The sequence below is a fragment of the Paenibacillus sp. B1-35 genome (assembly GCF_050474385.1).
Lineage (GTDB): Bacteria > Bacillota > Bacilli > Paenibacillales > Paenibacillaceae > Paenibacillus_B > Paenibacillus_B alvei.
In genome coordinates, this window is record NZ_JBCHVJ010000002.1 from 852,593 (window position 1) to 875,625 (window position 23,033).

The window sequence follows — 23,033 nt, forward strand, 5'->3', positions numbered from 1 at the left end:
TGAGGAGGGGGAATATTCGCTATTCGTCCCTCCTCTTTTTACGAAGAGAATTAGGGGGCGAAAGGGATGGGCCAGCATGAATTTGTGCTCGAAATGAACAAGATCTCCAAGGAATTTCCGGGAGTTAAGGCGCTGGATCAGGTGACGCTGCAAGTGCGTCCTGGAACGGTGCATGCATTAATGGGCGAAAACGGAGCGGGCAAATCAACATTGATGAAATGTCTATTCGGGATGTATGCCCCTGATGAAGGCGAGATTATGGTGAACGGCGAATCTGTGCTGATTCCGAATTCAAAAGCGGCATTGAATATCGGGATATCCATGATTCATCAGGAACTTCACCCTGTGCCTTACCGGAATGTAATGGAAAACATTTGGCTGGGACGATTTCCGACAAGAGGGCTTGGCCCTCTACAATTCATCGACCATAAGCGTATGGCACAGAATACGCGTGATTTATTCAGGCAGCTGGATATCGATTTGCAGCCCGAGACGATGGTTCACACGTTATCGGTTTCCAAAATCCAATCCATCGAAATTGCCAAAGCAGTTTCCTTCCATTCCCGCATTATCGTAATGGATGAACCAACGTCATCACTTACCGATGTCGAGGTTGAGCAGCTATTCCGAATCATTCGAGAGTTGAAAAAAAATGGCGTCGCCATTATTTATATATCGCACAAAATGGAAGAAATCCTTCAAATATCAGATGAAGTAACGATTATGAGAGACGGTAAAAAAATCGGGACGTGGCCGGCATGCGACTTAACAACGGATTTGATTATTTCCCGTATGGTCGGGCGCGATCTGACGAACCGCTTCCCGGAACGGAACAACGTGCCCGGCGAGGTCGTAATGCGCGTTCAAGGGTTGACCTCTCCTCTAGCAAAATCATTCAAGCATGTGAGTTTTGACTTGCACCGCGGTGAAATTGTTGGGATCGGCGGATTGGTAGGCGCACAGCGCACCGAATTGATGGAAGCTTTATTCGGACTCCGGGACATCCAATCGGGAACTATCTCGATTCAAGGCAAGGAGGTACGGATCGATTCTCCCGTCATTGCGAAGAAACATGGTATGGCATTGTTAACCGAGGAGCGCCGCGTGACTGGCATTTTCCCGGTACTATCGGTGCATGAGAATGCGGCAATCGCGAATTTGGAGCACTATCGCAAGCCTTATTTTCTGTTAGACGGGAAAAAGAAGAAGGCGGAAGTGGATGCGATGGTGCAGAAATTAAGAACCAAAACACCATCTACGCGCGAACTCATCATGAACCTGTCTGGCGGGAACCAACAAAAGGTGCTGTTTGCACGCTGGCTCCTGACGGAACCGGATATATTACTGCTGGATGAGCCTACCCGCGGTATCGATGTCGGCGCAAAATATGAAATCTATTCGATCATTGCTGAACTGGCCTTGCAGGGCAAAAGCATTATTATGATCTCTTCGGAAATGCCGGAGCTCATCGGGATGTCAGACCGCATTATGGTCATGTCCGAAGGGCGATTGACCGGGATTTTGAATGGAAAGGAAGCGACGGAAGAGGAAATCATGAGGCTTGCGGCACAGCATTAAGCGGCAGAGAAAGGTGAGATCTACGATGAACGCGAAGCGAATTCAAAGTTTTATGTCCCAAAATGTGATCTATATGGTTCTAGCCGTTTTGATTATCGGAATTGCGATTTACGATCCGTCATTTCTAGGATTAAATCCACTCCGGGATATTCTGAATCAATCATCTACACGGGTCATTATCGCACTGGGCGTTGCATTTGTTCTCATTACAGGCGGTACAGACTTGTCAGCGGGAAGGATTGTTGGTTTATCCGCAGTCGTGTCTGCGTCTATGCTGCAGACAACCGATTATGCGCGCAGGTTTTTTCCCGATTTGGGGGAGTTGCCGTTATTCGTACCAATTCTATTAGCGGTCGTTGTAGGCCTAATATTTGGACTCATTAACGGGGTAATCGTCGCTAAGTTCAAGGTGCCACCATTCATAGCGACATTAGGTACGATGGTGGCCGTGTATGGTGTCAACTCCTTATACTTTGACACAGCTCCGAATCATTCGCAGCCGATCGGCGGGTTGCGGCCAGATTTTAAAGAATATTTCGGAACAGGAAGCATCGGGGTTGGCGGCGTATCCATTCCGATTATCGTGGTGATTGCAATCGCAGTTGCGTGTATCGTATGGATTGTTTTCAACCAAACGAGACTGGGCAAGAACATGTATGCAATAGGCGGGAATCAGCAGGCAGCAAGGGTATCAGGCATTAACGTGGGAAAAAACCTTGTGTATATCTATGCCATTGCCGGTGCGCTTTATGGCCTGGCTGGGGTTCTTGAAGCCGCAAGAACCGGGGGAGCGACAAATAATTACGGGAATATGTACGAATTGGATGCGATTGCCGCTTGCGTAGTCGGTGGCGTATCGACCACTGGGGGCATCGGAACCGTTCCAGGTGTAGTGACCGGCGTACTGATTTTTACGGTCATTAACTACGGTCTGACCTTCATCGGCGTAAGCCCGTATTGGCAGTTGATTATTAAAGGCTCGATCATCGTAGCGGCTGTTGCCTTCGATATGCGGAAATATGCAGCTAAGAAGTAATGGTAATGATTTGGTTGAAACCCTTCCTTACGGGAGGGTTATTGTATTTGTTAGTTCGTGGAAATTTTTGCGGGATGGAATGTATAGTAATGGGAGGGGCATGAACGCTGCTTGGTTCCATTATGGGTTACATTTATTTGAAGGAGGACAAATCATGAAGCGACTAAATCTTAGTGCAATCATCTGTTCGTTCCTTGTGGGTCTTTCTCTTGTTGTTAGTAGCGTCATTCATGAAAAAGATAACTCCTTTTTCTATGTCTGAAAAACCTTGTCACTGCACGGGGTTAGATTATGAAATTGATTCAACCAGCAACAAACCAATAACGTGCAACTCACCGCCTGATGATATCCGAAATGCAATAGTTGTGTTATTGACTTCATTCTTAAGTTTCCACATCATTTTTGTATTCTAATATATCCCCAGGCTGACATTCCAAAGCCTTACAAATTGCCTCTAAAGTTGATAATCGCACCGCTTTTGCTTTACCATTTTTCAATATAGAAAGATTAGCCATTGTTATTCCAACTCTCTCCGAAAGTTCTGTAACACTCATTTTTCTTTTAGCCAGCATCACGTCAATATTGATTATAATCGCCATTGTTTGCACCTCAGACAGTTAAGTCATTTTCTGATTTTATAGCAATAGCTTCTTTTAAAAGCTTTTGTAAAACTGCAGCAAAAACGGCAATCACCATGGAAGCAAAAATGATAATCAAGCCGATGACTATAATCCCTGGGGCATCATCTCTCTCTGCCATGAGATAAAAGAGTGGCATACCAACTGCATACAAGCAACTGATTGTAATTGCACAGTATTTTATTTTCTTTAAAACCCGTACAGACATTTCCGAAAAAGCTTTGTTCTTGTCAATATAGCCTAACAGCTTAAAAGCTTGATACAGCGCAAAGTAAAAAGGTATCGCCGAGGCATACAAATCGATGACAATGAGATATTTCATTAAACCAAAATCTGGATATAGTTCTGCTGCGAAACTCGCTATCCCCGGCACCACAAATATGCATAAAGCAAGAACCGGGATTCCAATAAGAATAACCGCAGCCCTTAAAAAAAGTGTTGATCCTTTTTCCATAAAAACACCCCTCACAGATTTATTGTGAATTGAATTTATCACATAATTTATCGTTTTACAATATATTTTAATCGAAAAACAGTGATTGTTGGCTGTTTTATATTTTCAACTAAAAGGCCGAGCTAATTGACTATTAAAGTCATTAGCTCGGCCTTTGTCACCTTTTTATCTCTCTTTATCTCTCTTTTTCCATTCTAAAAATAATTCTAAAACTGACCAAGATCGATATAATTCAAATCCATGTTAGCTTCATCTTCAGCCTGATTTGCAGCCTCTGTTGATACTGCTTTTCCTTCGTATTCAAGGTTACCGCTTGTCAAATTGAATACATATAGACGATTACCTTTGAAATTCTTATGACCCATAATATAGAGATAGTCTTGTTTAAAAACATAGGTAATGTTGTCACTTAAATCTATATTTGTATTCTTCAGAATCGTCTCATATTCTTTACTAACGAGATCGTAAGAAATAACAGTGAATCCTATATTTTCCTTGCCCGATACAGCTTTTTGCAGGAAATAAATTTTCTGTCCATAAGCATTCATAATATTATTCAATAACATTTCATGCCCTTGGAACGCGAGCGGCGAGATTTGTCCTGTTTTAACATCCACTTGATATGACTTTTTATGATTATCTTTACTAACACTTAAAATCCATTGATCCGTGTGATCCAGATTTTGATTGGCTAACCTTACGTATTGATTATCCCCATTTGCTGCTACAGATTTAGCTCCTGGTAACGCGAGCGGCTCATTTGTAATCTCTTTTGTTGTTAGATTAACACGGATAATCTGCGGTTCATATACATAACCTTTGGCACTGTGAATCAAAGACACCATTGCAACAAGATGCTGATCAACAAGCTGTACATTTTGTACAAAGATATCTGAAACATCATGATCTACATGGATAACGGATCTGATTTCCTGCGTATTGTCCTTCTGCTTGTTAAGCACAGAAATACTGAGCTTAGCATTCTTCTTCGCTGATGGATTATTGGATTGCTGCTCATCTACGGTACAATTCACATAAGCAAGTATATCCTGATTTTCATAGAACCCAGCTAAGTCGTTCTTCCCACGCATGAACTGACGATGCTGATCCACCCATTTATCCAATTGCGTTTTCACTGGTCTTCGGTTGAACCTTTGGCTTATCGTTAACTTTTTATCTGTATACTCTGTACCATTTGTCGTGATATAGGCTGATTCGATGCCAAAAACACTGTCCTTACTCATGTAATTTCCGTATAAAGCTATACCTTCAACGAGAGAAGCATCCCCTTGAACCATCGTCAGCTTATAATTAGGTCGTGTCTCTTGTGAAGCCTGTACATAATACGTCCCGATTGTAATAACCGCGAACACTGCAAGAATGGCGTTAACCATATATTTCCTCATTCTTTAACCTCCATACCCCTTCAATTATACCGATATTTTCTTACGCAATAGATACAAGCTGTACCAAAGCGAACCTCCAGCAATGATCACTATTAATCCGATACAAGCGCCTATGATTTCTCCTGGATAGAAGTAGCTATCGTATCTGCTATAACCCATTAGATAGGGTATTGAGGCTAATCCAGCTAGAACCGCTATGTATAGTACGATGAAGCCGAGCCCTTTCAGTCTGTAGCTCCGCTCCATTAGAATCGCTGTGAACAAGACGATCAAGCCCGTAATGACCAGACCATAGTATAGTACAAACTCAGAAAAGTTGGGCGGAACCAGAACTTTAAGCACAGTAGGATGCTTCAAATAATCAAATACCGAGATGGTTCGATATAATTCAGCAGGAAGAATCGACTGTGCTATCAAACTTTCCAGTGGAACAAGGACAATTTGCAGGGCGACAAATCCAAATACGAATAGCAAGATCGTAACCAGCTTGGCAAAATACAAATTCGCCCGATTAGATGGCAACGTGAGCAGGCGATATACTACTGTATTTTTACCTCTCCAGTCACGGTACCAGATGATGCAGCTATATACTAGCAACATTGTTATGCTCAAAAATATGGATCCGAAATATAGAAGTCTATTAAAGTGATCATACACCGTACTGTTTAGCTGAATATATCCAGTCACATTGTGATATTGCTCAAGGGTCCAGTGATTCACTCTCATTGCCTCATTCGCAGAATCCAGCCACTGATTAGCACCGATGGTGACTGCTGCAAGTTGCAAGGCGACTGTCAGCGCCATGAGTCCAATATATATTTTTGAAAATCGGTTCATTTCAAAATTCAATAGCTTCACAAAAGCGCTCATTTCATGTACACCTCTCTCATTACGTCCGAAATGGACTTACCTTCCTGCTCGCGAACTTCTTCACAGTAGAATTCACGTTCTACCTTCCCGTGCTTTAGCAAGACCGATTTATCAATTAAATGCTCAATATCGTTAATTTCATGAGTTGTAATAATCACACCACAATCCTCGATCAATTCACTCGTGAACACATCAGCAATTTGCTCGCGGCTGAACATATCAATCCCCGAGAACGGTTCGTCCATTAGAATGTAATCACAATCCAAGGCAAGTCCGAGCAACAAATTTAACTTCGCAGCCATTCCCTTAGACAATGAGGATACGCGACCCGAAGAGCTCAGTTGGAAGAACTTAAGCAATTCCTTTGCACGTTCAGTGTTCCAATTCCGATAAAAGTCAGCCATAAAGCTCAAGCAATCAGCAATTCGCATATTGGAGGGCATCGTTAACGAATCTGGAATGAAAGTAATTTTCTCATACATCACAGGTGTTAGTGCTACATTATCGATTAAGACTTCTCCTTTGTATGGTGTCAGTCCCATGATGGACTTCAGCACCGTTGACTTCCCGGCACCATTGATTCCGATCAGGCAGGTAATCTCTCCCTTGGCAGCAGTGAAGCTAACGCCATTTAGTACCTTCTTGAATCCATAATTCTTCACCATCTGATTCACCTGAATCATCTTGTGTCACCACCCTCTGGAGATAACTTTCGCTCGGATGTATATTTTGTCTTTATAATATCTACCAGTTCTTCAACTGGTATTTGAATATTCCGAATGGAACTGATGAATATATCGACTGCACTTTCGATTAATTCAGCACGAATCGAGCTTAGTATTTGCTGATCCTGTGTAATTCGACTTGGGGAATTTCCTTCTGTTACGATCAAACCCTGTTCCTCCATTTCCTTATACGCCTTCTGCACCGTGTTCGCATTAATCTTCATTACTGATGCCAGTTCACGCCGTGAAGGAATTTTGTCTCCCGCTCCGATTTGCCCTGTAGCAATCTGTTCCTTGAAGTAGCGGACAACTTGAATATATACCGGTTCTCGAACATTAAAGCTGACACCTAATTTTTGTTCTTCTGTCATACAACCAACTCCATACGGTTAGTGTGTGTACTAAGTGGTTCATACATCTTATGCATGTACTATACGTGTAATACACTTTTGTGTCAATAGTTTGATTTTGAGCACAGGCTTCAGGGGTTATCGTTCTTAGCCATTGTATTTTGTGCAATCCATCCGATGATAATCAACCTTTTTATCGAGCTCATGCTTCTAATTTAACAAACGATAGTTATTTCTTATGTAGTTAAAGCCATGTCGAATATATGGCATAGGTTGTTCCTATTGATGAAGTATGTAAGATACCTGGTTCAAACAGGTAAAAGCCTCCCGCCCCACAAGGAGTGGAGCAGGAAGCGGAATGTGGCAGGAAGGGGCTTCGCTACAACAAGCCGCGTGAACGGCGTTCGCTGCCTTATTGGAATTGTAGAGGCAAAGAGACGAATCCCCGCATAAGATAAGTGGGCTGCCATTCGAGCTGCTCGGGCGGTATGGCCAGCTTCATCCGGCTTCGGCGACGCAAGAGCGTATCAATTGCAATTCGTCCTTCCAGGCGGGCGAGAGGAGCTCCCAGGCAATGATGGATCCCCAGTCCGAACGCGATATGATGGTTCCGTTCCCGGGACAAGACCAGCCGATCTGGATCCTTGAAGTAGTCAGGATCACGATTGGCTGAGGCAAGTGCAACGAGCACCATGTCTCCCTTCGAGATGAGCTTGCCGTTCCATTCATAATCTTCTCCGATCCAGCGATTCGTTGCGAATTCGACCGGGCCCATGAACCGCAGCAGCTCTTCGACGGTGGAATCCATCAAGGAAGGAGTGTTCCGAAGTTTCTCCAGTTCGTCCGGATGAGTCAACAATGTGAATATTCCATTTCCAATCAGATTTACGGTCGTTTCATGTCCGGCTATGATCAATAGAATAATGGTCGATATCAGTTCTTTTTCCGACAAGGAGTCCCCTTCGGTTTCCGCTTGCACAAGCAAGGATAACAAATCTTCCTTCGGATCTTGGCGGCGCCGCTCAATCAGGTTCGTAATATAGTCCGTAAAAGCGTCTATGTCCGATTCGATTTGCTTATATTTCTCCGGCACATTGATGGCTGAGACGAGCGCATGGGACCATTCGCGGAACTTATCCCGGTCTTCGTTGGGCAGACCCAGCATCTCCGATATGACAATAATCGGAAGGGGATAGGCATAATCTTGAATCAGCTCCATGGATCTCTGATTCTCTACTTGATCAAGCAGCGAATTCGCTATGTTCTGGATACTTTCCTTTAACCTCTCAATCATGCGGGGGGTAAATGCTTTTTGCACGAGGCCACGGAGCCGGGTATGATCCGGCGGATCCGAATTCAGCATATGTCTGACTAGCAGATCCATTTGGAACGGGGGAAGTCCCATTTCCTCGGGCGTGACGAATTGGAACAAATTTTTCCTCAAATAATCGGCTTTCAGCGCTGCTACGGCATCTTTATAGCGTGTCACGATCCAGGCTGTTCTGCCGTTCGGCAAAGTAATTCGGTGAAGCGGATCATGTTCTCTGAGCTTCTCATACAGCGTATAAGCATGATCCTTGAAATCGGATGAAAATGGATTGAACGACGGGAGTGTCGGGCTTATGGTCATTCAAGCGCCTCCTTCATTCATATTTTGCGGTTACCGGACAGGTATAACCACACTTAATAAGTATACTATTAATAGATAAATATGCCATATCGTACATATATTTCATTCCGCTATCCCCGGCCCATTGAAGATTGAGCAAAGTATGATTGAGGGAGTTATGAATCTATATAATTGAACACTAGATGTAGAATCATGGGAGAACTTACACGACCCGACCTAAGAGACAAGCTATCTAGGGTCGAGTTGATTTACATGGGGGGGAATTGCCAACGTAAAAACACCTCCAAGGTAGACTCTCGTATCTTACGATATAAGGTCATTCTCTTGAAGGTGTTTTGATTTGATTCACGTTATGGTGGCAGTTTCCTCAATTCACTGGCTATTTCCGTTCCGTCTGTCATAGGTACAAAAGGTACTACTTGTTTTTTATTTCCACTAAAATTTTAGAGATTGCCATCCATAAATTGATAAACATCAAAGTTCCGAAAATATTAGCCACAACTACATTATATCCTGTAAATTGGTTTTCAAAGTGAAATAATGGCGTGTTATAAATGGCTATGAATAAAGACATAATCATGGAAAATAGAAGAAGTTTTTTCTTGGTTATCATATAAATGCAATACAGGAACGTATAATAAGCCCAAAATTGTGCAGCATACCATGCATGAGAGAGTCGAATGCCTGCTTTAGTATGTAGAGTTGTTAAAACCAGTACGAGTAGAACAAGTAAAGCAATGAAAGGAGCAAATTTAACGAACTGCAAAAGGTTTATGATAAATCTCTTCTTTGAACTTGGAAGATTTGCTTCATATTGAATCTTATGGTTCGATAAATAATGAATGAAAAATAGTAAACCTAGACTTAATGCCAACATCAAAAACATCATCATAATTATTCCTTCTTTTCTAATGTAATCAACTAAGATGCCAAAAGATTGATAACTTATTTCAACTTTTATTATTTTATTCTTTATTAGGTAAATTTCAAGTTTTATTTGAGGGATTCATGTAACGGGGTAGAATGATTCTGAAACCTCCAATTGTGCAAAGGAGATACATATATAATGACATGGAGTTTGGACAGTGTTGTTGAAAAACATAAGGAAGCGCCATATACGTTTTATGTTCCAAGTGAGTACGTATTAAGCAAGGTTGAGGTTGGTGAGTTGGTCAAGCTCAGCTTTCTCAGTGATGAAGAAGATGCAGAATATTGTGGGGAGAGAATGTGGGTTGAAATCATCCATCGATCAGGTGATGAACTGATTGGAACCTTACGGAATGAGCCGATATCTATCAAGGATTTAGTTTTCGGTCAAGAAATTCATTTTAGAATCGAACATATTTGTGACACGATGCAGCACGATCCTAGCGCTGTCAATTGGGATTATTATTTTGAGAAGAAGGTCGTTGTAACGAACGACGTGTTGGATCGAAATGAGTTTAATTTTATGGTAAGGGACTTTCCTAATGAAGGCTCAGAATCGGATACGGGATGGAGTTTCTTTACGGGATATGAAGAACATGATCCTGACGATGTTGATAATTATCAATTTATTTCGATTGGAAAGGTATTGAATATGGATGATTCGATTCTTGCGTTTATAGATCGGGAGCCACAATGTGCCTTTGAAAGGAATCTTGAAACGAAAGAGTTTTATGAGGTATTTGATTATGAATGGGAAGAATAGTTGAAAGGATTGCAAAATGCGTCCTGAGCCTCTCAGAGAAATACAATATGCGAAACACTCGAAAGGAAACTAGATCATGAAAATGAAAATATCAAGCTTAGCTGAAATCATAGCAAAATCCTCCTTCTTAATGGATAATTCATATACATCGGAAGAACTCCTGGAAAATGTGAATTACATTCTTGAATATGTAGATGTTATTGGAGAAGACAATCTTCCTCTTCGGAATCCTCTGAATCTGGACGAGAATGTATATTACTTCAGAAAGCGAGAAGTCCCTTTATCGGGAGAAGAAATGGTAGCGGGGGATTATTTGCTATTTGATTACGTTGGGCACAATGAAGACATGTTTTTAACACAATTTAAATCATTACATGAGCTCGAAGCGGAAATGACGAATAGCGGTGGAATAACAAATCCTTTTACTACTTATCAGATAGCTATTATACATGGTGTTGTAAAGAGATATGATATCTATTTTACAAACAAGCTTGATGGCAAAGAGTATAAGTTTATAAAGGATTTACACGATGCATTGCCCGAATATCGGAGCCTATTTTCGGAATCAAACGAGCCTGAAACAAGAGAATACGAAATAACAAACGTAAGGATTGTTTGGAGAGACTCGTAAACGCATAATAATGGAGGCGCATCAAATGTTGAAACTAGAACGAGCAACAGCTTTAATAAAGAATCAAAACATTTCAATAATAACGAAATTGGTGGGCCAGCAGGATATGATTCAATGAGTTGGCAAGCAGATATGATGCAATTTTGTAACTATTTTAAGGTGCTCTTTAATGAAGAAATAATAGGGGGAGCTTTAATCGTAACTCACCGAAATTTGACTTATCTTAGCTCCTTCTCTAATATATTAGGTATCTAACATATTTCCGAGGGTGAGCTGCTTGAACATCTATGAACAAGTAAAACAAATTAATGAAGCTGATTATGCCATTAACCGCTTGATTTACAAACACTATAAACCATATTTAGCTAGCTCTATCACCACTCAGCAAGCTGTATTGCTGGATATTGTATACGCTGCCAACAAGATAACGGTTGGTGAAATTGCTATAGAAATGAACATTAGTTCTAGTGCAGTAAGCCAGCTTATTGCGAAGATGGAGAAAAACCAGTTTATTCATCGTGCAATTAATCCTGATAATCGCCGTGAAGTGTTTATTACGTTAGGAATTAAAGGTGAGGAGTACTTTGAAAAGCAAGAATATGTCGAGCGCTCTGTGGCCGATCGTTTATTTTCTAAACTAACTGTTGCCGAACGTAACGAGTTAGAAAGAATTACAAAAAAATTGAAACAAATTGCAGCTGAAGAGTTCATTTGAGTTCTTTACATCCAATATGTTAGATAACTAATATATTTAGGAGGCTTACTTATGTTTAACTCTATTTATTCTACGCTTGAAAAAATCCAGTTTAATGGTGCAGTTTATGTAGAAACGAGCAATAACGAAATTATAGATGTTACAGTAGGGTTTGCAGATATGGAAAATTCAGTTCCGATTACGGGGGAAACACTATTTAACATTGCTTCCTTAAGCAAAATGTACACTGCTGTGATGGTACTTCAATTAATAGAGCAGAAGGTGATTCATTTTAAAGACAACCTGACAAAATGGTTTGATACAAGTATTTTTAAAGATGTAACGATTGAGGATTTATTGATGCATACATCTGGTATCCCAGAATATATAGGTAATTCCTCAGTTGAAGATTTTGAAGATATTTTACATAACAAGGAGCCTTATTTCCTACCGGGTTGCGGTTGGCTTTATACAAATACAAATTATGTTTTGCTAGCTAAAATTATCGAACAAGCAAGTCAACTTTCTTATGAGGATTATTTACAAAGAATGATTGCCAAGCCTCTTCAACTTCAAAATACAACCACGATGCCACAATCGAAACCAGTTGCTGTCGGCAAGCTATTTGATTTTATAAATAAGAAATATATCCTTGCAACAGATGATCCGATTTTTAAAGATATCAATAAGAAACACGATTTTTATGGAGACGGAGGGATTTATGCTACCGCTCAAGATATTGCCCAATTTGTAAAAGGATTTCTTCAAGGTAAATTAGTATCGCTTGAAATGGTGAATCGCGCACTTACTCCTTCACCGTTACATAGCTCATATGGTTGTGGGTTTATCATTCAAGACGGTTCTTTTGGTCATTCTGGTGGCTGGCCTGGCTATTCGTCGCATTGCTTATGTTCTTTGACAAGCGGAGAGGTGACGGTTCTCTTAACGAATGAAGAGGTAAGTCCTGTTTACGAGCAGCAAATAATAGAATTCTTAGGCCAACCTAATGACAGTAAAGAACCTAATGCTTCAAAGCAACCTAGTATCATGGAATTCAATAGTGCCGATCATATCGCAGGTACTTATCAACTTGCTGATGAATATCAAACATCCTTCATCATTAAAGAGGGGATAAACTCCTATATTATATCTTTCCATGACCAACATGATACCCAATTATTTAAAGTTAAACCTAACCTGTATTGGATTCGAAATACGATGAGTTATATCCATATTTCTGAAGGAATCTTTATTGATGAAGGCGTAGAAATACCGTTCCATAAACAATAGGCATCTACGAATGCAAAGTGTGAAGGACGGCAAGGCGCGAAGAGCTGACTTTATTGTGTCCCGTTCATCCTAGCAGAAGAAGCTTATCAATAGATAGAAGCCCCATCGCGCGATGGGGCTTCTTTTACCGTACGTCCAGCATGGGTGTTATAAATTAGATAATAAAACCAAATACGGATTTTATAATATAAATGGTATATAATATGTATGAAATCAAAATACTGGTAATGGAGGGGTAATGAGAGTGAAAAATTTTTTGAGCAAGTTGACAGGATTCCAGCCTGCTGCCGCACGCTGCATCTTAACGCGCAAAGTGGTTTCCTGCCGCTCCGACGTCCTGTGCATTATGCAAAAAGTGTCCTCCTGGGAGTACTATGTTGATCGAGATACGGGTGAAGTGTGTTCAAGTCAAACAAAAGTAAGATGCGGATGCTAGGAACAAGCCTATTTTCGCCAGAATAGGAACGGGATGAACCAAGGAAGCGATTTGGCCTCTATTAAGATGCTAAATCGCTTCTTTCTGTGGCCGTTTTTCTTACCGCGCTAATTTACTCATTCATAACCGATAAGGGGCCGGGGATCCCTCCATGGGAACTCGCCGTTTCATTCTCCAGCATGTTCCACAGCATGTTCGAACTCATTAATGAATGATGAGATTCTAGGATTCCGTTTTGATTTACTAGAAAAGCATAGGGTACTTTGCTTACCCCATAAGCGTCCATAATGTCCACAGAACGAACATATTCGATGCCGGAAGGGAGTATCGCCTGAATCTCTTCGTCATTGGATTGCTTATCCGTATTGATAACGACGATGTGTATATCCCAATTTTCAACAACTCTTTGTAAGTCAGGCAGTATGCTTTTGCAGGTTTGGCATGTCGTGCTGATAAAGAGAAGCAGCACTTTTCTGTGGTTCAACAATTCCCTTAGAATCACTTTGCGCCCCTGTGAACCCCATTCACGAAAAAGCGGAACTTGCTCACCAATTTGGAGCTCGGTTAAGGAAATCCCGCCCACGCTTTTTATTTTCGTAAGAAATTGCCCAATGAGTCTTGCCAGCATGAATATAAGCAGCAACTGGATGAGTACCAGCAATAAAGTAATGATAATGATAAAATCGGTCATTCAAATCCCCTTCCTCGTGTTTTCAGATAAACATCTTCATGAGGTGAATAAGTTTCTTCTTGATGTTGAACACTTCCTTGAACAGATAGAGCAACGAAAAAAGGATGAGAGAGAGCATGAATAGCTCAAGTCCATAAATAAAAGCGATCTCTTCTGTGTACAATGTGTGAGATTTCCATATCCCTACAACCAAAAAAACGAGAAGAAGATTACGAAGCACTAATCCCCAGTTTAGCTGATCATTTTCGAGTATCCCGCCACAGCCGCAATTTATATGCCGATGCCCGCGCATCAAATTGAAACCGATTGCAAAGGTATAAATACTTAGCAGAGAACCTATGGAAACCACATGATAAACCGTGATGCCGGACAAGAGAAGCGAGAGACCTATCGCAAGCTCGGCCGCGGCAAACAATATAAAAGAAGGAACTATGAATCGGGCTGGCACAAGGTGATAAGCATTCATGATGCGAATATGTTCACCATAGTTCAGTGCTTTATGTAAAAAGGCGGAAAGAAACAAGAAGGCAAGCACATTTTGGAACATAACAACGAGAGCCATGTTTAGACGACAACCCCGCTTTCCTGATTATAAATTTTGGTTTGCGCCCGATATAAACGATGGTATTCTCCCTGTTGGCGCAAAAGCTCTTGATGTGTGCCTTCCTCGACGATGCGGCCTTCCTTCATCACCAAAATATAGTCCGCCTGGACGGCGACACCAAGACGATGCGTAATGATCAGCACCGCTTTATCATTGTTCTCTTGGAATAATTCATGAATAATATCGAGCTCCGATTCCGGATCCATGGATGAGGTGGGCTCGTCAAGAATGATCACATCGCTATTTTTAAATAGAGCTCTGGATAGGGCCAGCTTTTGCCATTGTCCGCCTGATAATTCATGGCCCCCTTCAAAATGACGTCCTAGCAATGACTCATAATACTCAGGCAGCTTGGATATGTGCTCATGAATTTTCGTTTTTTGGGCAGCAGCAATCACTTCGGACTTACTTGGGTTTTTCAGATTGCCAAAGCTGATATTCTCCCGGGCGCTGAACTCATATTCAATGAAATCCTGAAATAAAGCAGCAATCCGTTGATGATAGGATGCAATATCATAGTTGTGCAAAGGAACTTGGTTCACGTATATCGTATTTTCTACCGTATCATACAGACCTAGTATGCATTTGATCAGCGAGGTCTTGCCGGAGCCGTTTTCTCCGATGATGACTATCTTTTGTCCCTTTTTTATAGACAGATGAATATTTTTGAGAGTCGGTTCTATTTGATTCGGATAAGTAAACGTGAGATTTTGCACGCTGATCTGGTTGATGGCGCCGCATTTGATTTGAGAAGATGAGCTTGACAGTTCCTCTTTTTGTTGAAAAGATTTGAAATCCTCGATATACAAACTGATTTCGTAGATATTGGATAGTGAAGCGGAAATTTCGGTTAAACTGGACTGAATATTTTGAATCGATTGCAGGGACGCCACGAACGCCCCAATTGCTATCTTTTTGGCCGAGATCAGCAGGATAATTAGAATCCCGGACACAATATAGGTCAACGTGAGCAGCATGCTGCCGACAAGCTCCCATATGCCTTGATTTTTAGATAAATTGTATTTTTCTTGTGCGCTCCGCTTATAGAAGGAAGACCATTTCTCGATCAGATGCGAGCCTAGTCCAAAGAGGCGAATCTCTTTCAAGGAATCTCGTTGGGTTAGGAGATCGGATATGTACATTTCTCTTCTGTGGTAGGGAGTCAGAAATCGAGCGAGCGCATATCTTTTATTGCCGAAACGGATATGAATCATCAGGATCGGAATTGAAAATAGAAAGATAATAACCAGCAATCCCCAATGAATATGGGTAATGTAGCCCACTAACGACACAACCGTGATGATGGTGCTTCCTAAAGACATAATGGCCTTAACCATCGAAACGATTTGGAAGTGGCTATTGATAATTCGCTGGTTCTGATCATAAAAAGACGGATCCTCAAAGGTGGAGTAAGGCAGATTCATAATTTTGCGGAATATCTGTTTTTTGAGCACCAGTCCGAGCAGATTTTCAAGTTTTTGATCATTTAATTGAGATAAAAATTGAAGAATATAGGCAGACAGAATGATGACCATTTGGAAGCATAAAATCGATAACGCTGTGGCAAATCCATGCCCGGGTTGAGCGATTAAAATAACCTCGTTCACGAGTTCTTGCATTGTCCATACGCTAAGCAGAGGCAATAAACCTAGCGCGAGATGAAGCGTAATAGAAACGTAAAAATAGGGTTTGTTCAATCTCCAAATATAAAGAAGGGCAAACCCGGAACCTCGCCAAATAGGTAAGAAAGAATACATCATTTTTCGCCTTTCGTCAGTATTTGCCATCAAAGTAAAAGACAGGTAATATATAAATCGAGTATATACATAATATGGTAGGTTCGCAAGGACGAGATTTTTTATGGCGGAGGTTGATATGGCTATCTATTTTCAATTCGCTTTGCTAGCAAGCGTTATATTTGCAACTATCGTTGTTTACAAAACCTTGTCTTCTATGCTTCAGCGGACGAAAAGCATGGAGGGAGAATGGGAAAGTCGCCGACAATACCCCTTATTGCACCAGCAGGCTCCCTCGTTTGAGTTGCCGGATGTCGGTGATACCCGTTTTGACTTAAGCCATGCCATAGCGAAGAATGGAATCCTGCTTATATTTATCGATTCACACTGCCCATACTGCATCCCCTCATTAGAGAGATGGATACAAGCAAGCATGGAACGGGGAAGCGCCCTAAATGCTGCAGTTTTGCTAAAAGAAAGCGGAATTGGTAGCTACAAAGATCTGTATAGCCATAGCAATGGAATCCGATTTTTGCAAGCTGACGAGAACATATTTGAAGCCTACCAGATAACGGAGTATCCATACTTTGTCTATGTGAATTCCAAGCAAGAGATTGTGTATGCTTCTCCGGATCCGGAGGGATGGTGGGGGAGGAAGGACATCCCGCTTCAAAGCTGCGCAGAGTAAAGAGGAATAAATGCTGGAGAAGCTGCGCCTTCAGCACAGCTCCCCGTATTTCCTTGCTAGAACCTGCCGGATCGGAAAATCGACAACAGCAGACAGATGAACATCAAGGCCACGATGAGGAAGCCGATCTCGATCGCGGGAATGTCCCAGAGCAGCGTCGGCCTCCTGCTTAGCGAGGAGCCAACGATCAGCCCGACCATAATAACACTAAAGGCAAGCAGCACGATGCTGAAGGAGAGCCGGTTGCTGATCTGATCGAGCTTGTGCAGCACCTGTTCCAGATCTGGCAGCTCCATTTCCGCCTTGATCTTGCCCCTGCTGAGCAGGTGTGAGAGCCGGTTCGCCTGCATCGGCAGATCGGATACCGCTTGCACCAGATCGAGCGCGCCGCCGGCCATCTTCTTCTGGATGCGGCGGAGGCTGTACTTCTCCTTCAGCAACTTGACGCCGAACGGCTCAGCCATATCGAGGGTATCGGCCCGCATGCCTAATCCGCACGGCCGTCCGTCTCCATATTCGGCTGTCCATCCTCATCGCCAGGTTCATCCGAGCTAGCCCCTTCGAGCGCGGCAATCCGCTGCTCCAGCATCATCCGTTGCTTCAGTGCGATCAGGTCGGAACTGGCGGCCATATCGAAGTCCTGCAACTTGCGATTCACCATATCCTGAATAGAGGCGCTGAAGAAGGCTTGCTCCTCTTGCCCCCGTTCCACGATTTGGTTAACAAGCGCTTTCGACTGCTCGGGAGCGATTTGTCCCTTCTGGACAAGCTCGTCCACGGCTGCCTCGATTTTCTCCTTGCTGACCACGGCGAGGCCCCAGCCCAGGGAGACCGCTTTTTATCAACAAATCACTCACGTTCCCAATTCCTCCCTCATCGTAATATCCCTAATATGCCCAGGAGGATCTAATTGCATTGATACACCCGAGAGGAGGAGGGAGAACACGATCAGTGAGCCATCCGCTTCCATCAGTCTTACAGATTTGCGAACTCATAGATCGCACGGGATAGAATGACGTTGCCTTCAGCATCTCGCCAATGATGATGTACTCATCGACCTGATGCGTGCTCTCTTTTTACGCCTGGGAAAGTGCGCCGAAGGCTGCGCCATTGTCGAGACGGCAGAGTGCATTCTGTCAAGAGCAGCGTGGGCTTCTACTCCGTCACTTCCTCGTATGTACTATAATCAAAGAATAAAACTTAACTATTATAGAGGTAATGACTACTGATCAGTTATAAACCATAAGAGAAGTAGTCCCAATAAGAAATCAAAGACTATCCAAACATTTATGTTTAAAATCAATACTAACAAATGGATTTTTTTATGTTATGATAATATTAATCCTCAAGGAGTCACGGCACCCCAGATTTAACAGCAAATGAGGTCATAAGGAGATTCAATTTTTTTGTATCTAGAGTTTAACGAAGGGGTCTCAATTGATATTCCTTTCCACTGAGAACAGGGGTCTTTGCTCTCAGGTTGAATTTTTTTGCTGTTTAAGATTGCTGTTTTCAAGTCGTTGGTGAGAAAAGCATAATGGGGATGATCGCTAATCAAAAATTGGTGGTACCACGAAGTTATTGCGTAGAGCATTTTTTATGTCCAAAAAAGCAGTACTAGCGCAATTAAGGGGGCTCGCAGGGCTGTTATTCACTGGAATCGGCAAACCAAAACAATAACGCTCGGTAAGTAGTTGAGTGATGGCATTGGTTTTGTGCATTCCGATTGACTATCTGGATGAATGAGTCAAGCAGGCAGATGCGCCTATATCTTTTCTACAAATACATTAGCATGTAAGGACGGTAAAAATGATCAACAGACAAACTAAAACAGACGTTATCTTAATTGGTGCCGGAATCATGAGTGCGACATTGGGGACAATTCTAAAAGAATTAGCACCGGACTGGGAAATTACTGTGTTTGAAAAGCTTGCAAACGCAGGAGAGGAAAGCTCCAACGAGTGGAATAATGCAGGAACTGGGCATGCTGCACTCTGCGAGCTTAACTATACCGTCGAAAAACCGGACGGATCAATAGATATAAGTAAAGCAATTAAAATTAACGAGCAATTTCAGGTGTCCAAGCAATTTTGGGCTTACCTAGTAAACAACAATCTCATTCGAAATCCGCAGGACTTTATTATGCCTTTGCCTCATATGAGCATGGTACAAGGGGACAAAAATGTTGCATTTCTGAAAAAACGATTTGAAGCGCTATCATCGAACCCTTTGTTCCAAGGAATGGAGTTTTCCGATGATCCAGTTAAATTGCATGAATGGATTCCGCTCATTATGGAAGGCAGAACTATAAATGAACCGATGGCGGCAACTAAAATTGATTCCGGAACGGATGTCAACTTCGGCGCTTTAACGCGCATACTTCTTGATCATTTAACGAAGAGAAATGTCAAAATTAATTACAGGCAAAGTGTGGAAGACCTCAAGCGTACGAGAGATGGAGCTTGGGAACTAAAGGTGCGCAATCTCCAAAGTGGTTCTGTTGAACGACATACGGCCAATTTCGTCTTTATTGGCGGCGGCGGTGGAAGCCTGCATTTGCTGCAAAAGTCCCGTATTCCTGAAGGAAAAGGAATCGGAGGCTTCCCTGTAAGCGGGCTATTTATGGTGTGCAACAATCCAGAAATTATCGAACAGCATCATGCCAAGGTATATGGAAAAGCACCTGTTGGCGCTCCGCCGATGTCTGTACCGCATCTTGACACAAGATATATTGACAACAAAAAAACATTGCTCTTCGGGCCGTTTGCCGGCTTTTCGCCTAAGTTTTTGAAAACAGGCTCCATGTTTGATTTGATCACATCTGTCAAGCCGCACAACCTCGTGACAATGCTGGCAGCAGGGGCTAAGAACGTTCCGCTGACTAGATACCTGATTCAGCAAGTTATGTTATCGAAAGAAAAGCGCATGAGGGATTTACGCGATTTTGTTCCGAATGCCAAGAGCGAAGATTGGGACTTGGTCGTAGCAGGACAGCGTGTGCAAGTGATCAAGGACACTTCACATGGCGGTAAAGGAACGCTTCAATTTGGTACAGAGGTCATTAATGCCGCAGATGGTTCAATTGCTGCGCTGCTTGGCGCTTCACCGGGAGCTTCCACTGCTGTTCATGTTATGCTGAAAGTCATTGAGCAATGCTTCCCTCAGCATTTGAAAGAATGGGAACCAAAGATTAAACTGATGATTCCATCCTATGGTCAGTCCTTAGCGGGTAATCCTGAGCTTATCCGTGAAATTCAAGCAGCAACGGCAAAATCACTTGGTTTGCACAATGAGTTACAGCCAGTCATGTAGACAATCGCATCTAATAGCAAAAGGCAAGCGGTCTTCATCCGGTACGTTATGGATTGGGGCCGCTTTATTATTTGCTAACGACGCTTGGATGCGATGAATCGTAGAGAATGCAATGATGCTACAATGAAATAATACTTACAGAGGAGCTGAATCCTCAACGTCACGTAATGTATGGTAGCTGATTAGGGGGATATTTCCAACATTTGAGATGCGCATGAGATAAAGAGTAAGAGGAAGGAAGAATAATGAAAATGGAGAGATCGAATAAAACAATTAGAACATGTAAACGAGGCCACCAGTACGAGAGAAGCAGTGATTGTCCAATTTGTCCAATCTGCGAGCGAGAGCGAAAACCGGATCAAGAATTTATGTCCCTGCTTTCGGCGCCGGCTAGACGTGCATTGGAGAACATCGGCATTACTTCTCTGGACGAACTGGCAACATACAGCGAAAAAGAGATATTGAAACTGCATGGGATGGGGCCAGCCTCGATGCCGAAGTTAAAATCTGTTTTGCATGAAGCAGGATTGTCATTCAAATTGTAATCAATCAAATGCTAAAGCTGCTTATGAATAAAGAAAGACGTCATGACAGTAAGGAGAAATAGGGATGTCAATATGGGGATAGATGCACCGCTTTGGATTTTGCTCGTAATCGGGATTGCCTTTTCCCCTTCTGAAAGGTAGACGAGGGTTGCTAGACATTTGCTAAGAAGCTGAGATTCGATGGCACATACAGACCGCTTGAAGAGATACATATTGCATCAAACATAAGTAAGGAGAGCAGCAGTCTCAACCAACCACCTTCCGATCCACTGCTGCTTCCCTTTATCTATACTCATCCTTTTGTACAAAAGAAGCAAATGATAATTTAGTGCATTACGTTCATTGCATATTCCAATTCAAGATCAATCCCATCTACATATTTCGCTATAAATGTATTTCGATTCAAGGGAATTTGAATATCGGGTACAACGCCGCCATTTCCGCTATAATCGCTGTCTCCTTGAATCTCGTAATGCTGGTTCAAAGATCTTCCATCTGGCAATCTAACCGTGAACCCCTCAGGCATGTTAATCGCTATTGCGTTTGTAACCACACCAAAAGAGCCATTTGTAGGAGTCAATCCGATGATTTTCACGTTCGGCAAGCCCTTTAGAACGAGAGGGAGTCCTTCACCGGTGCTGATCGTTTGACTGTTGATTAAGATCGCAATCTTTCCATTATATATTGGCTTATTCGGAGTAACCATTCGTTTTTCATTATAGTTAATTTCGAACTTCTTGGTGTTTCGGTTATAAAAGCTCGTTATTTCGTAAAAGCGTTCTTTCGTGACAAAATGCCCAGCTATATCAGCAGCTAGTTGATCGTACCCGCCTTTATTGTCGCGAAGATCAATAATTAAGCCTTTCATCTGTTTATCGAGAAACTGCTGTAGATAATCGGACACGATGTTGTTAGAGGTTGAGAGAAGATCCTCTGGAAACCAAGAGAGTTTCAAATAACCGTAGCCGCTACTAAGAAGTTTTCCTTCAATGGCATCATGGCCGGCAATTGCTCGTTGCAGCGTCTTGAAGTTGTCATCGTACGCTTGCAGAGTAACTTTTTTGGCTTCCTTGTCGTCTAGGTTGATATATTCGACTGTAACATCCTTACCAACCGGAGCTCTTGTCATAAGCAGTCCTTGATTGTATGTTTTAGCTTGCTCGGTAGCTAATGAGGCTGCGATGATGCCGGAGTTATTGTAAGCTTCTTTACCGTTGCGTCCATCCCAGGTCACTATTTCTGCGCCAATTTTTATACCAGCTTTGTCTGCGGGGCTATCCTTGATTACTTTATTTACAAGTACCGTACCATCATCCAACCGAATCGCCGTAATCCCGAATCCTCCTCCGATTTCAGCTTTGAGCTCTGTCATGATGTTGGTTAAGGCTACATGACCATCGGGAATCGAGCTGATGTATTCCTTAAGGGTATGGTAATACAGAGCTTTATCATGTTTCTGTTCGGCTATTTGAAAAAGCGGCTCGTATTTGCTTCTTAGTTCATCCCAATTGATTTTTTTCCATTCTCCAAATGGGTACTCAATCGACAATCGTTCATTCATCTTCACAAAAGCTTGCGAATAGCCCATATCACTTAATTCACTAGTGGGATTGTACCTAAGTTCACCTGCAAACATAAGGGCGATTACGAATGGGATAGCCCCGATTATACACAAGATCACTCTTGCCACGCGATGCTTAGGCATAGGCCTGTGGTTGCCAGGTCTAAATACCCTCTTTATCGTGCAGAGGAAGAGAAGGAAAGTCCAAGCATAAATCAATAGAGACAAGTCTGATGTGTCACCATATGCGATGCAGAGAACAGCAAGCAAAACGTTGGCACTTGGCAAAAAGTCAAACCATCTGTGGGTCTTCTGAATCGGTACTGCATACCAGAACAGGACAATTAGATTTATGACAGCAAGAGCTATCTGCCAAATTGTAAACCATTTGATGGAATCGATCGTCCCATAAAAACTCATGAGTTTGCTCCTCCTTACAAATCAGTTCTTCTATATAGCCATTCACAA

Annotated in this window: 23 protein-coding genes and 1 pseudogene; 9 read left to right on the forward strand and 15 right to left on the reverse strand. The window is 42.3% G+C overall.

Going from position 1 to position 23,033, the window contains the following annotated elements:
• Positions 1 to 66: 66 nt before the first annotated feature.
• On the forward strand, positions 67 to 1,578 hold the full coding sequence (locus ACQ5BJ_RS11565) for a sugar ABC transporter ATP-binding protein (RefSeq protein WP_197267711.1): 1,512 nt from the start codon (positions 67 to 69) through the stop codon (positions 1,576 to 1,578).
• A gap of 25 nt (positions 1,579 to 1,603) precedes the next feature.
• On the forward strand, positions 1,604 to 2,614 hold the full coding sequence (mglC, locus tag ACQ5BJ_RS11570; RefSeq protein WP_040736642.1) for a galactose/methyl galactoside ABC transporter permease MglC: 1,011 nt from the start codon (positions 1,604 to 1,606) through the stop codon (positions 2,612 to 2,614).
• A gap of 383 nt (positions 2,615 to 2,997) precedes the next feature.
• On the opposite strand, the gene ACQ5BJ_RS11575 is transcribed toward mglC, so the two are convergent.
• The 8 genes from ACQ5BJ_RS11575 to ACQ5BJ_RS11610 all read right to left on the reverse strand — a co-directional run bounded on the left by ACQ5BJ_RS11575 (position 2,998) and on the right by ACQ5BJ_RS11610 (position 9,576).
• On the reverse strand, positions 2,998 to 3,213 hold the full coding sequence (locus ACQ5BJ_RS11575; RefSeq protein WP_005550318.1) for a helix-turn-helix domain-containing protein: 216 nt from the start codon (positions 3,211 to 3,213) through the stop codon (positions 2,998 to 3,000).
• 10 nt (positions 3,214 to 3,223) lie between these two features.
• A complete protein-coding gene (locus tag ACQ5BJ_RS11580; protein WP_430109573.1) occupies positions 3,224 to 3,706 on the reverse strand; it encodes a DUF2975 domain-containing protein in 483 nt (160 codons plus the stop codon).
• 206 nt (positions 3,707 to 3,912) lie between these two features.
• The gene (locus ACQ5BJ_RS11585) at positions 3,913 to 5,112 is read right to left on the reverse strand and encodes a hypothetical protein (RefSeq protein WP_430109571.1); all 1,200 of its coding nucleotides are present in this window, start codon (positions 5,110 to 5,112) and stop codon (positions 3,913 to 3,915) included.
• A 24-nt stretch (positions 5,113 to 5,136) separates the two neighbouring features.
• Positions 5,137 to 5,982, reverse strand: a complete 846-nt coding sequence (locus ACQ5BJ_RS11590) for a hypothetical protein (protein WP_005550311.1) — start codon at positions 5,980 to 5,982, stop codon at positions 5,137 to 5,139.
• On the reverse strand, positions 5,979 to 6,665 hold the full coding sequence (locus tag ACQ5BJ_RS11595) for an ATP-binding cassette domain-containing protein (protein WP_430109568.1): 687 nt from the start codon (positions 6,663 to 6,665) through the stop codon (positions 5,979 to 5,981). Before ACQ5BJ_RS11595 ends, ACQ5BJ_RS11590 begins: the two co-directional genes overlap by 4 nt.
• Entirely contained in the window at positions 6,662 to 7,078 is a 417-nt protein-coding gene (locus ACQ5BJ_RS11600; protein ID WP_005550309.1) for a GntR family transcriptional regulator, read from the reverse strand. The genes ACQ5BJ_RS11595 and ACQ5BJ_RS11600 overlap by 4 nt, the downstream gene beginning before the upstream one ends.
• 391 nt (positions 7,079 to 7,469) lie before the next feature.
• Positions 7,470 to 8,687, reverse strand: a complete 1,218-nt coding sequence (locus tag ACQ5BJ_RS11605) for a cytochrome P450 family protein (RefSeq protein WP_430109566.1) — start codon at positions 8,685 to 8,687, stop codon at positions 7,470 to 7,472.
• Between the two features lie 415 nt (positions 8,688 to 9,102).
• Complete coding sequence (locus ACQ5BJ_RS11610) at positions 9,103 to 9,576, reverse strand: hypothetical protein (RefSeq protein WP_430110322.1); 474 nt, start codon at positions 9,574 to 9,576, stop codon at positions 9,103 to 9,105.
• 177 nt (positions 9,577 to 9,753) lie between these two features.
• Between ACQ5BJ_RS11610 and ACQ5BJ_RS11615 the strand changes: the two genes are divergently transcribed.
• From ACQ5BJ_RS11615 to ACQ5BJ_RS11630, 4 genes are all read left to right on the forward strand, one after another.
• Complete coding sequence (locus tag ACQ5BJ_RS11615) at positions 9,754 to 10,377, forward strand: immunity protein Imm33 domain-containing protein (RefSeq protein WP_005550305.1); 624 nt, start codon at positions 9,754 to 9,756, stop codon at positions 10,375 to 10,377.
• Between the two features lie 76 nt (positions 10,378 to 10,453).
• On the forward strand, positions 10,454 to 11,008 hold the full coding sequence (locus tag ACQ5BJ_RS11620; protein ID WP_289355148.1) for a hypothetical protein: 555 nt from the start codon (positions 10,454 to 10,456) through the stop codon (positions 11,006 to 11,008).
• 268 nt (positions 11,009 to 11,276) lie between these two features.
• Positions 11,277 to 11,723 carry a MarR family winged helix-turn-helix transcriptional regulator gene (locus ACQ5BJ_RS11625; protein WP_289355150.1) on the forward strand — a complete coding sequence of 149 codons (447 nt, stop codon included), beginning with the start codon at positions 11,277 to 11,279 and terminating at the stop codon, positions 11,721 to 11,723.
• Positions 11,724 to 11,774: 51 nt separating this feature from the next.
• Complete coding sequence (locus tag ACQ5BJ_RS11630) at positions 11,775 to 12,992, forward strand: serine hydrolase domain-containing protein (RefSeq protein ID WP_430109563.1); 1,218 nt, start codon at positions 11,775 to 11,777, stop codon at positions 12,990 to 12,992.
• 213 nt (positions 12,993 to 13,205) lie between these two features.
• Here the strand turns inward: ACQ5BJ_RS11630 and ACQ5BJ_RS11635 are convergent, their stop codons facing one another.
• From ACQ5BJ_RS11635 to ACQ5BJ_RS11650, 4 genes are all read right to left on the reverse strand, one after another.
• A complete protein-coding gene (locus tag ACQ5BJ_RS11635) occupies positions 13,206 to 13,337 on the reverse strand; it encodes a hypothetical protein (RefSeq protein ID WP_262866831.1) in 132 nt (43 codons plus the stop codon).
• A gap of 203 nt (positions 13,338 to 13,540) precedes the next feature.
• Positions 13,541 to 14,119 (reverse strand): TlpA family protein disulfide reductase, encoded by a 579-nt coding sequence (locus tag ACQ5BJ_RS11640; protein WP_268621147.1) that lies wholly within the window; start codon positions 14,117 to 14,119, stop codon positions 13,541 to 13,543.
• A 22-nt stretch (positions 14,120 to 14,141) separates the two neighbouring features.
• The gene (locus ACQ5BJ_RS11645) at positions 14,142 to 14,681 is read right to left on the reverse strand and encodes a MauE/DoxX family redox-associated membrane protein (RefSeq protein ID WP_268621149.1); all 540 of its coding nucleotides are present in this window, start codon (positions 14,679 to 14,681) and stop codon (positions 14,142 to 14,144) included.
• Positions 14,682 to 14,683: 2 nt separating this feature from the next.
• Entirely contained in the window at positions 14,684 to 16,420 is a 1,737-nt protein-coding gene (locus tag ACQ5BJ_RS11650) for an ABC transporter ATP-binding protein (protein WP_268621152.1), read from the reverse strand.
• Positions 16,421 to 16,583: 163 nt separating this feature from the next.
• Between ACQ5BJ_RS11650 and ACQ5BJ_RS11655 the strand changes: the two genes are divergently transcribed.
• On the forward strand, positions 16,584 to 17,147 hold the full coding sequence (locus tag ACQ5BJ_RS11655) for a peroxiredoxin family protein (RefSeq protein WP_430109558.1): 564 nt from the start codon (positions 16,584 to 16,586) through the stop codon (positions 17,145 to 17,147).
• Positions 17,148 to 17,203: 56 nt separating this feature from the next.
• Here the strand turns inward: ACQ5BJ_RS11655 and ACQ5BJ_RS11660 are convergent.
• Together ACQ5BJ_RS11660 and ACQ5BJ_RS11665 are read right to left on the reverse strand one after the other, a co-directional pair.
• Positions 17,204 to 17,617, reverse strand: a pseudogene (locus tag ACQ5BJ_RS11660) (ABC transporter); the annotation flags it as partial.
• Positions 17,618 to 17,634: 17 nt separating this feature from the next.
• Positions 17,635 to 17,955 (reverse strand): phasin family protein, encoded by a 321-nt coding sequence (locus tag ACQ5BJ_RS11665; RefSeq protein ID WP_430109556.1) that lies wholly within the window; start codon positions 17,953 to 17,955, stop codon positions 17,635 to 17,637.
• 1,001 nt (positions 17,956 to 18,956) lie between these two features.
• On the opposite strand from ACQ5BJ_RS11665, the gene ACQ5BJ_RS11670 reads away from it, so the two are divergent.
• Positions 18,957 to 20,459 carry a malate:quinone oxidoreductase gene (locus ACQ5BJ_RS11670; protein WP_430109553.1) on the forward strand — a complete coding sequence of 501 codons (1,503 nt, stop codon included), beginning with the start codon at positions 18,957 to 18,959 and terminating at the stop codon, positions 20,457 to 20,459.
• A 251-nt stretch (positions 20,460 to 20,710) separates the two neighbouring features.
• The gene (locus ACQ5BJ_RS11675) at positions 20,711 to 21,004 is read left to right on the forward strand and encodes an RNA polymerase alpha subunit C-terminal domain-containing protein (protein WP_005550283.1); all 294 of its coding nucleotides are present in this window, start codon (positions 20,711 to 20,713) and stop codon (positions 21,002 to 21,004) included.
• Between the two features lie 325 nt (positions 21,005 to 21,329).
• On the opposite strand, the gene ACQ5BJ_RS11680 is transcribed toward ACQ5BJ_RS11675, so the two are convergent.
• Positions 21,330 to 22,985 carry a S41 family peptidase gene (locus ACQ5BJ_RS11680; protein WP_430109550.1) on the reverse strand — a complete coding sequence of 552 codons (1,656 nt, stop codon included), beginning with the start codon at positions 22,983 to 22,985 and terminating at the stop codon, positions 21,330 to 21,332.
• Positions 22,986 to 23,033: the final 48 nt, after the last annotated feature.

Excerpts from the sequence above, each read along its gene's own strand:
- ACQ5BJ_RS11565 (WP_197267711.1), top strand. The coding sequence starts at position 67 with ATGGGCCAGCATGAATTTGTGCTCGAAATGAACAAGATCTCCAAGGAA.
- mglC (WP_040736642.1), top strand. The coding sequence starts at position 1,604 with ATGAACGCGAAGCGAATTCAAAGTTTTATGTCCCAAAATGTGATCTAT.
- ACQ5BJ_RS11575 (WP_005550318.1), bottom strand. The coding sequence starts at position 3,213 with ATGGCGATTATAATCAATATTGACGTGATGCTGGCTAAAAGAAAAATG.
- ACQ5BJ_RS11580 (WP_430109573.1), bottom strand. The coding sequence starts at position 3,706 with ATGGAAAAAGGATCAACACTTTTTTTAAGGGCTGCGGTTATTCTTATT.
- ACQ5BJ_RS11585 (WP_430109571.1), bottom strand. The coding sequence starts at position 5,112 with ATGAGGAAATATATGGTTAACGCCATTCTTGCAGTGTTCGCGGTTATT.
- ACQ5BJ_RS11590 (WP_005550311.1), bottom strand. The coding sequence starts at position 5,982 with ATGAGCGCTTTTGTGAAGCTATTGAATTTTGAAATGAACCGATTTTCA.
- ACQ5BJ_RS11595 (WP_430109568.1), bottom strand. The coding sequence starts at position 6,665 with ATGATTCAGGTGAATCAGATGGTGAAGAATTATGGATTCAAGAAGGTA.
- ACQ5BJ_RS11600 (WP_005550309.1), bottom strand. The coding sequence starts at position 7,078 with ATGACAGAAGAACAAAAATTAGGTGTCAGCTTTAATGTTCGAGAACCG.
- ACQ5BJ_RS11605 (WP_430109566.1), bottom strand. The coding sequence starts at position 8,687 with ATGACCATAAGCCCGACACTCCCGTCGTTCAATCCATTTTCATCCGAT.
- ACQ5BJ_RS11610 (WP_430110322.1), bottom strand. The coding sequence starts at position 9,576 with ATGATGTTTTTGATGTTGGCATTAAGTCTAGGTTTACTATTTTTCATT.
- ACQ5BJ_RS11615 (WP_005550305.1), top strand. The coding sequence starts at position 9,754 with ATGACATGGAGTTTGGACAGTGTTGTTGAAAAACATAAGGAAGCGCCA.
- ACQ5BJ_RS11620 (WP_289355148.1), top strand. The coding sequence starts at position 10,454 with ATGAAAATGAAAATATCAAGCTTAGCTGAAATCATAGCAAAATCCTCC.
- ACQ5BJ_RS11630 (WP_430109563.1), top strand. The coding sequence starts at position 11,775 with ATGTTTAACTCTATTTATTCTACGCTTGAAAAAATCCAGTTTAATGGT.
- ACQ5BJ_RS11635 (WP_262866831.1), bottom strand. The coding sequence starts at position 13,337 with ATGCACAGGACGTCGGAGCGGCAGGAAACCACTTTGCGCGTTAAGATG.
- ACQ5BJ_RS11640 (WP_268621147.1), bottom strand. The coding sequence starts at position 14,119 with ATGACCGATTTTATCATTATCATTACTTTATTGCTGGTACTCATCCAG.
- ACQ5BJ_RS11645 (WP_268621149.1), bottom strand. The coding sequence starts at position 14,681 with ATGGCTCTCGTTGTTATGTTCCAAAATGTGCTTGCCTTCTTGTTTCTT.
- ACQ5BJ_RS11655 (WP_430109558.1), top strand. The coding sequence starts at position 16,584 with ATGGCGGAGGTTGATATGGCTATCTATTTTCAATTCGCTTTGCTAGCA.
- ACQ5BJ_RS11670 (WP_430109553.1), top strand. The coding sequence starts at position 18,957 with ATGATCAACAGACAAACTAAAACAGACGTTATCTTAATTGGTGCCGGA.
- ACQ5BJ_RS11675 (WP_005550283.1), top strand. The coding sequence starts at position 20,711 with ATGGAGAGATCGAATAAAACAATTAGAACATGTAAACGAGGCCACCAG.
- ACQ5BJ_RS11680 (WP_430109550.1), bottom strand. The coding sequence starts at position 22,985 with ATGAGTTTTTATGGGACGATCGATTCCATCAAATGGTTTACAATTTGG.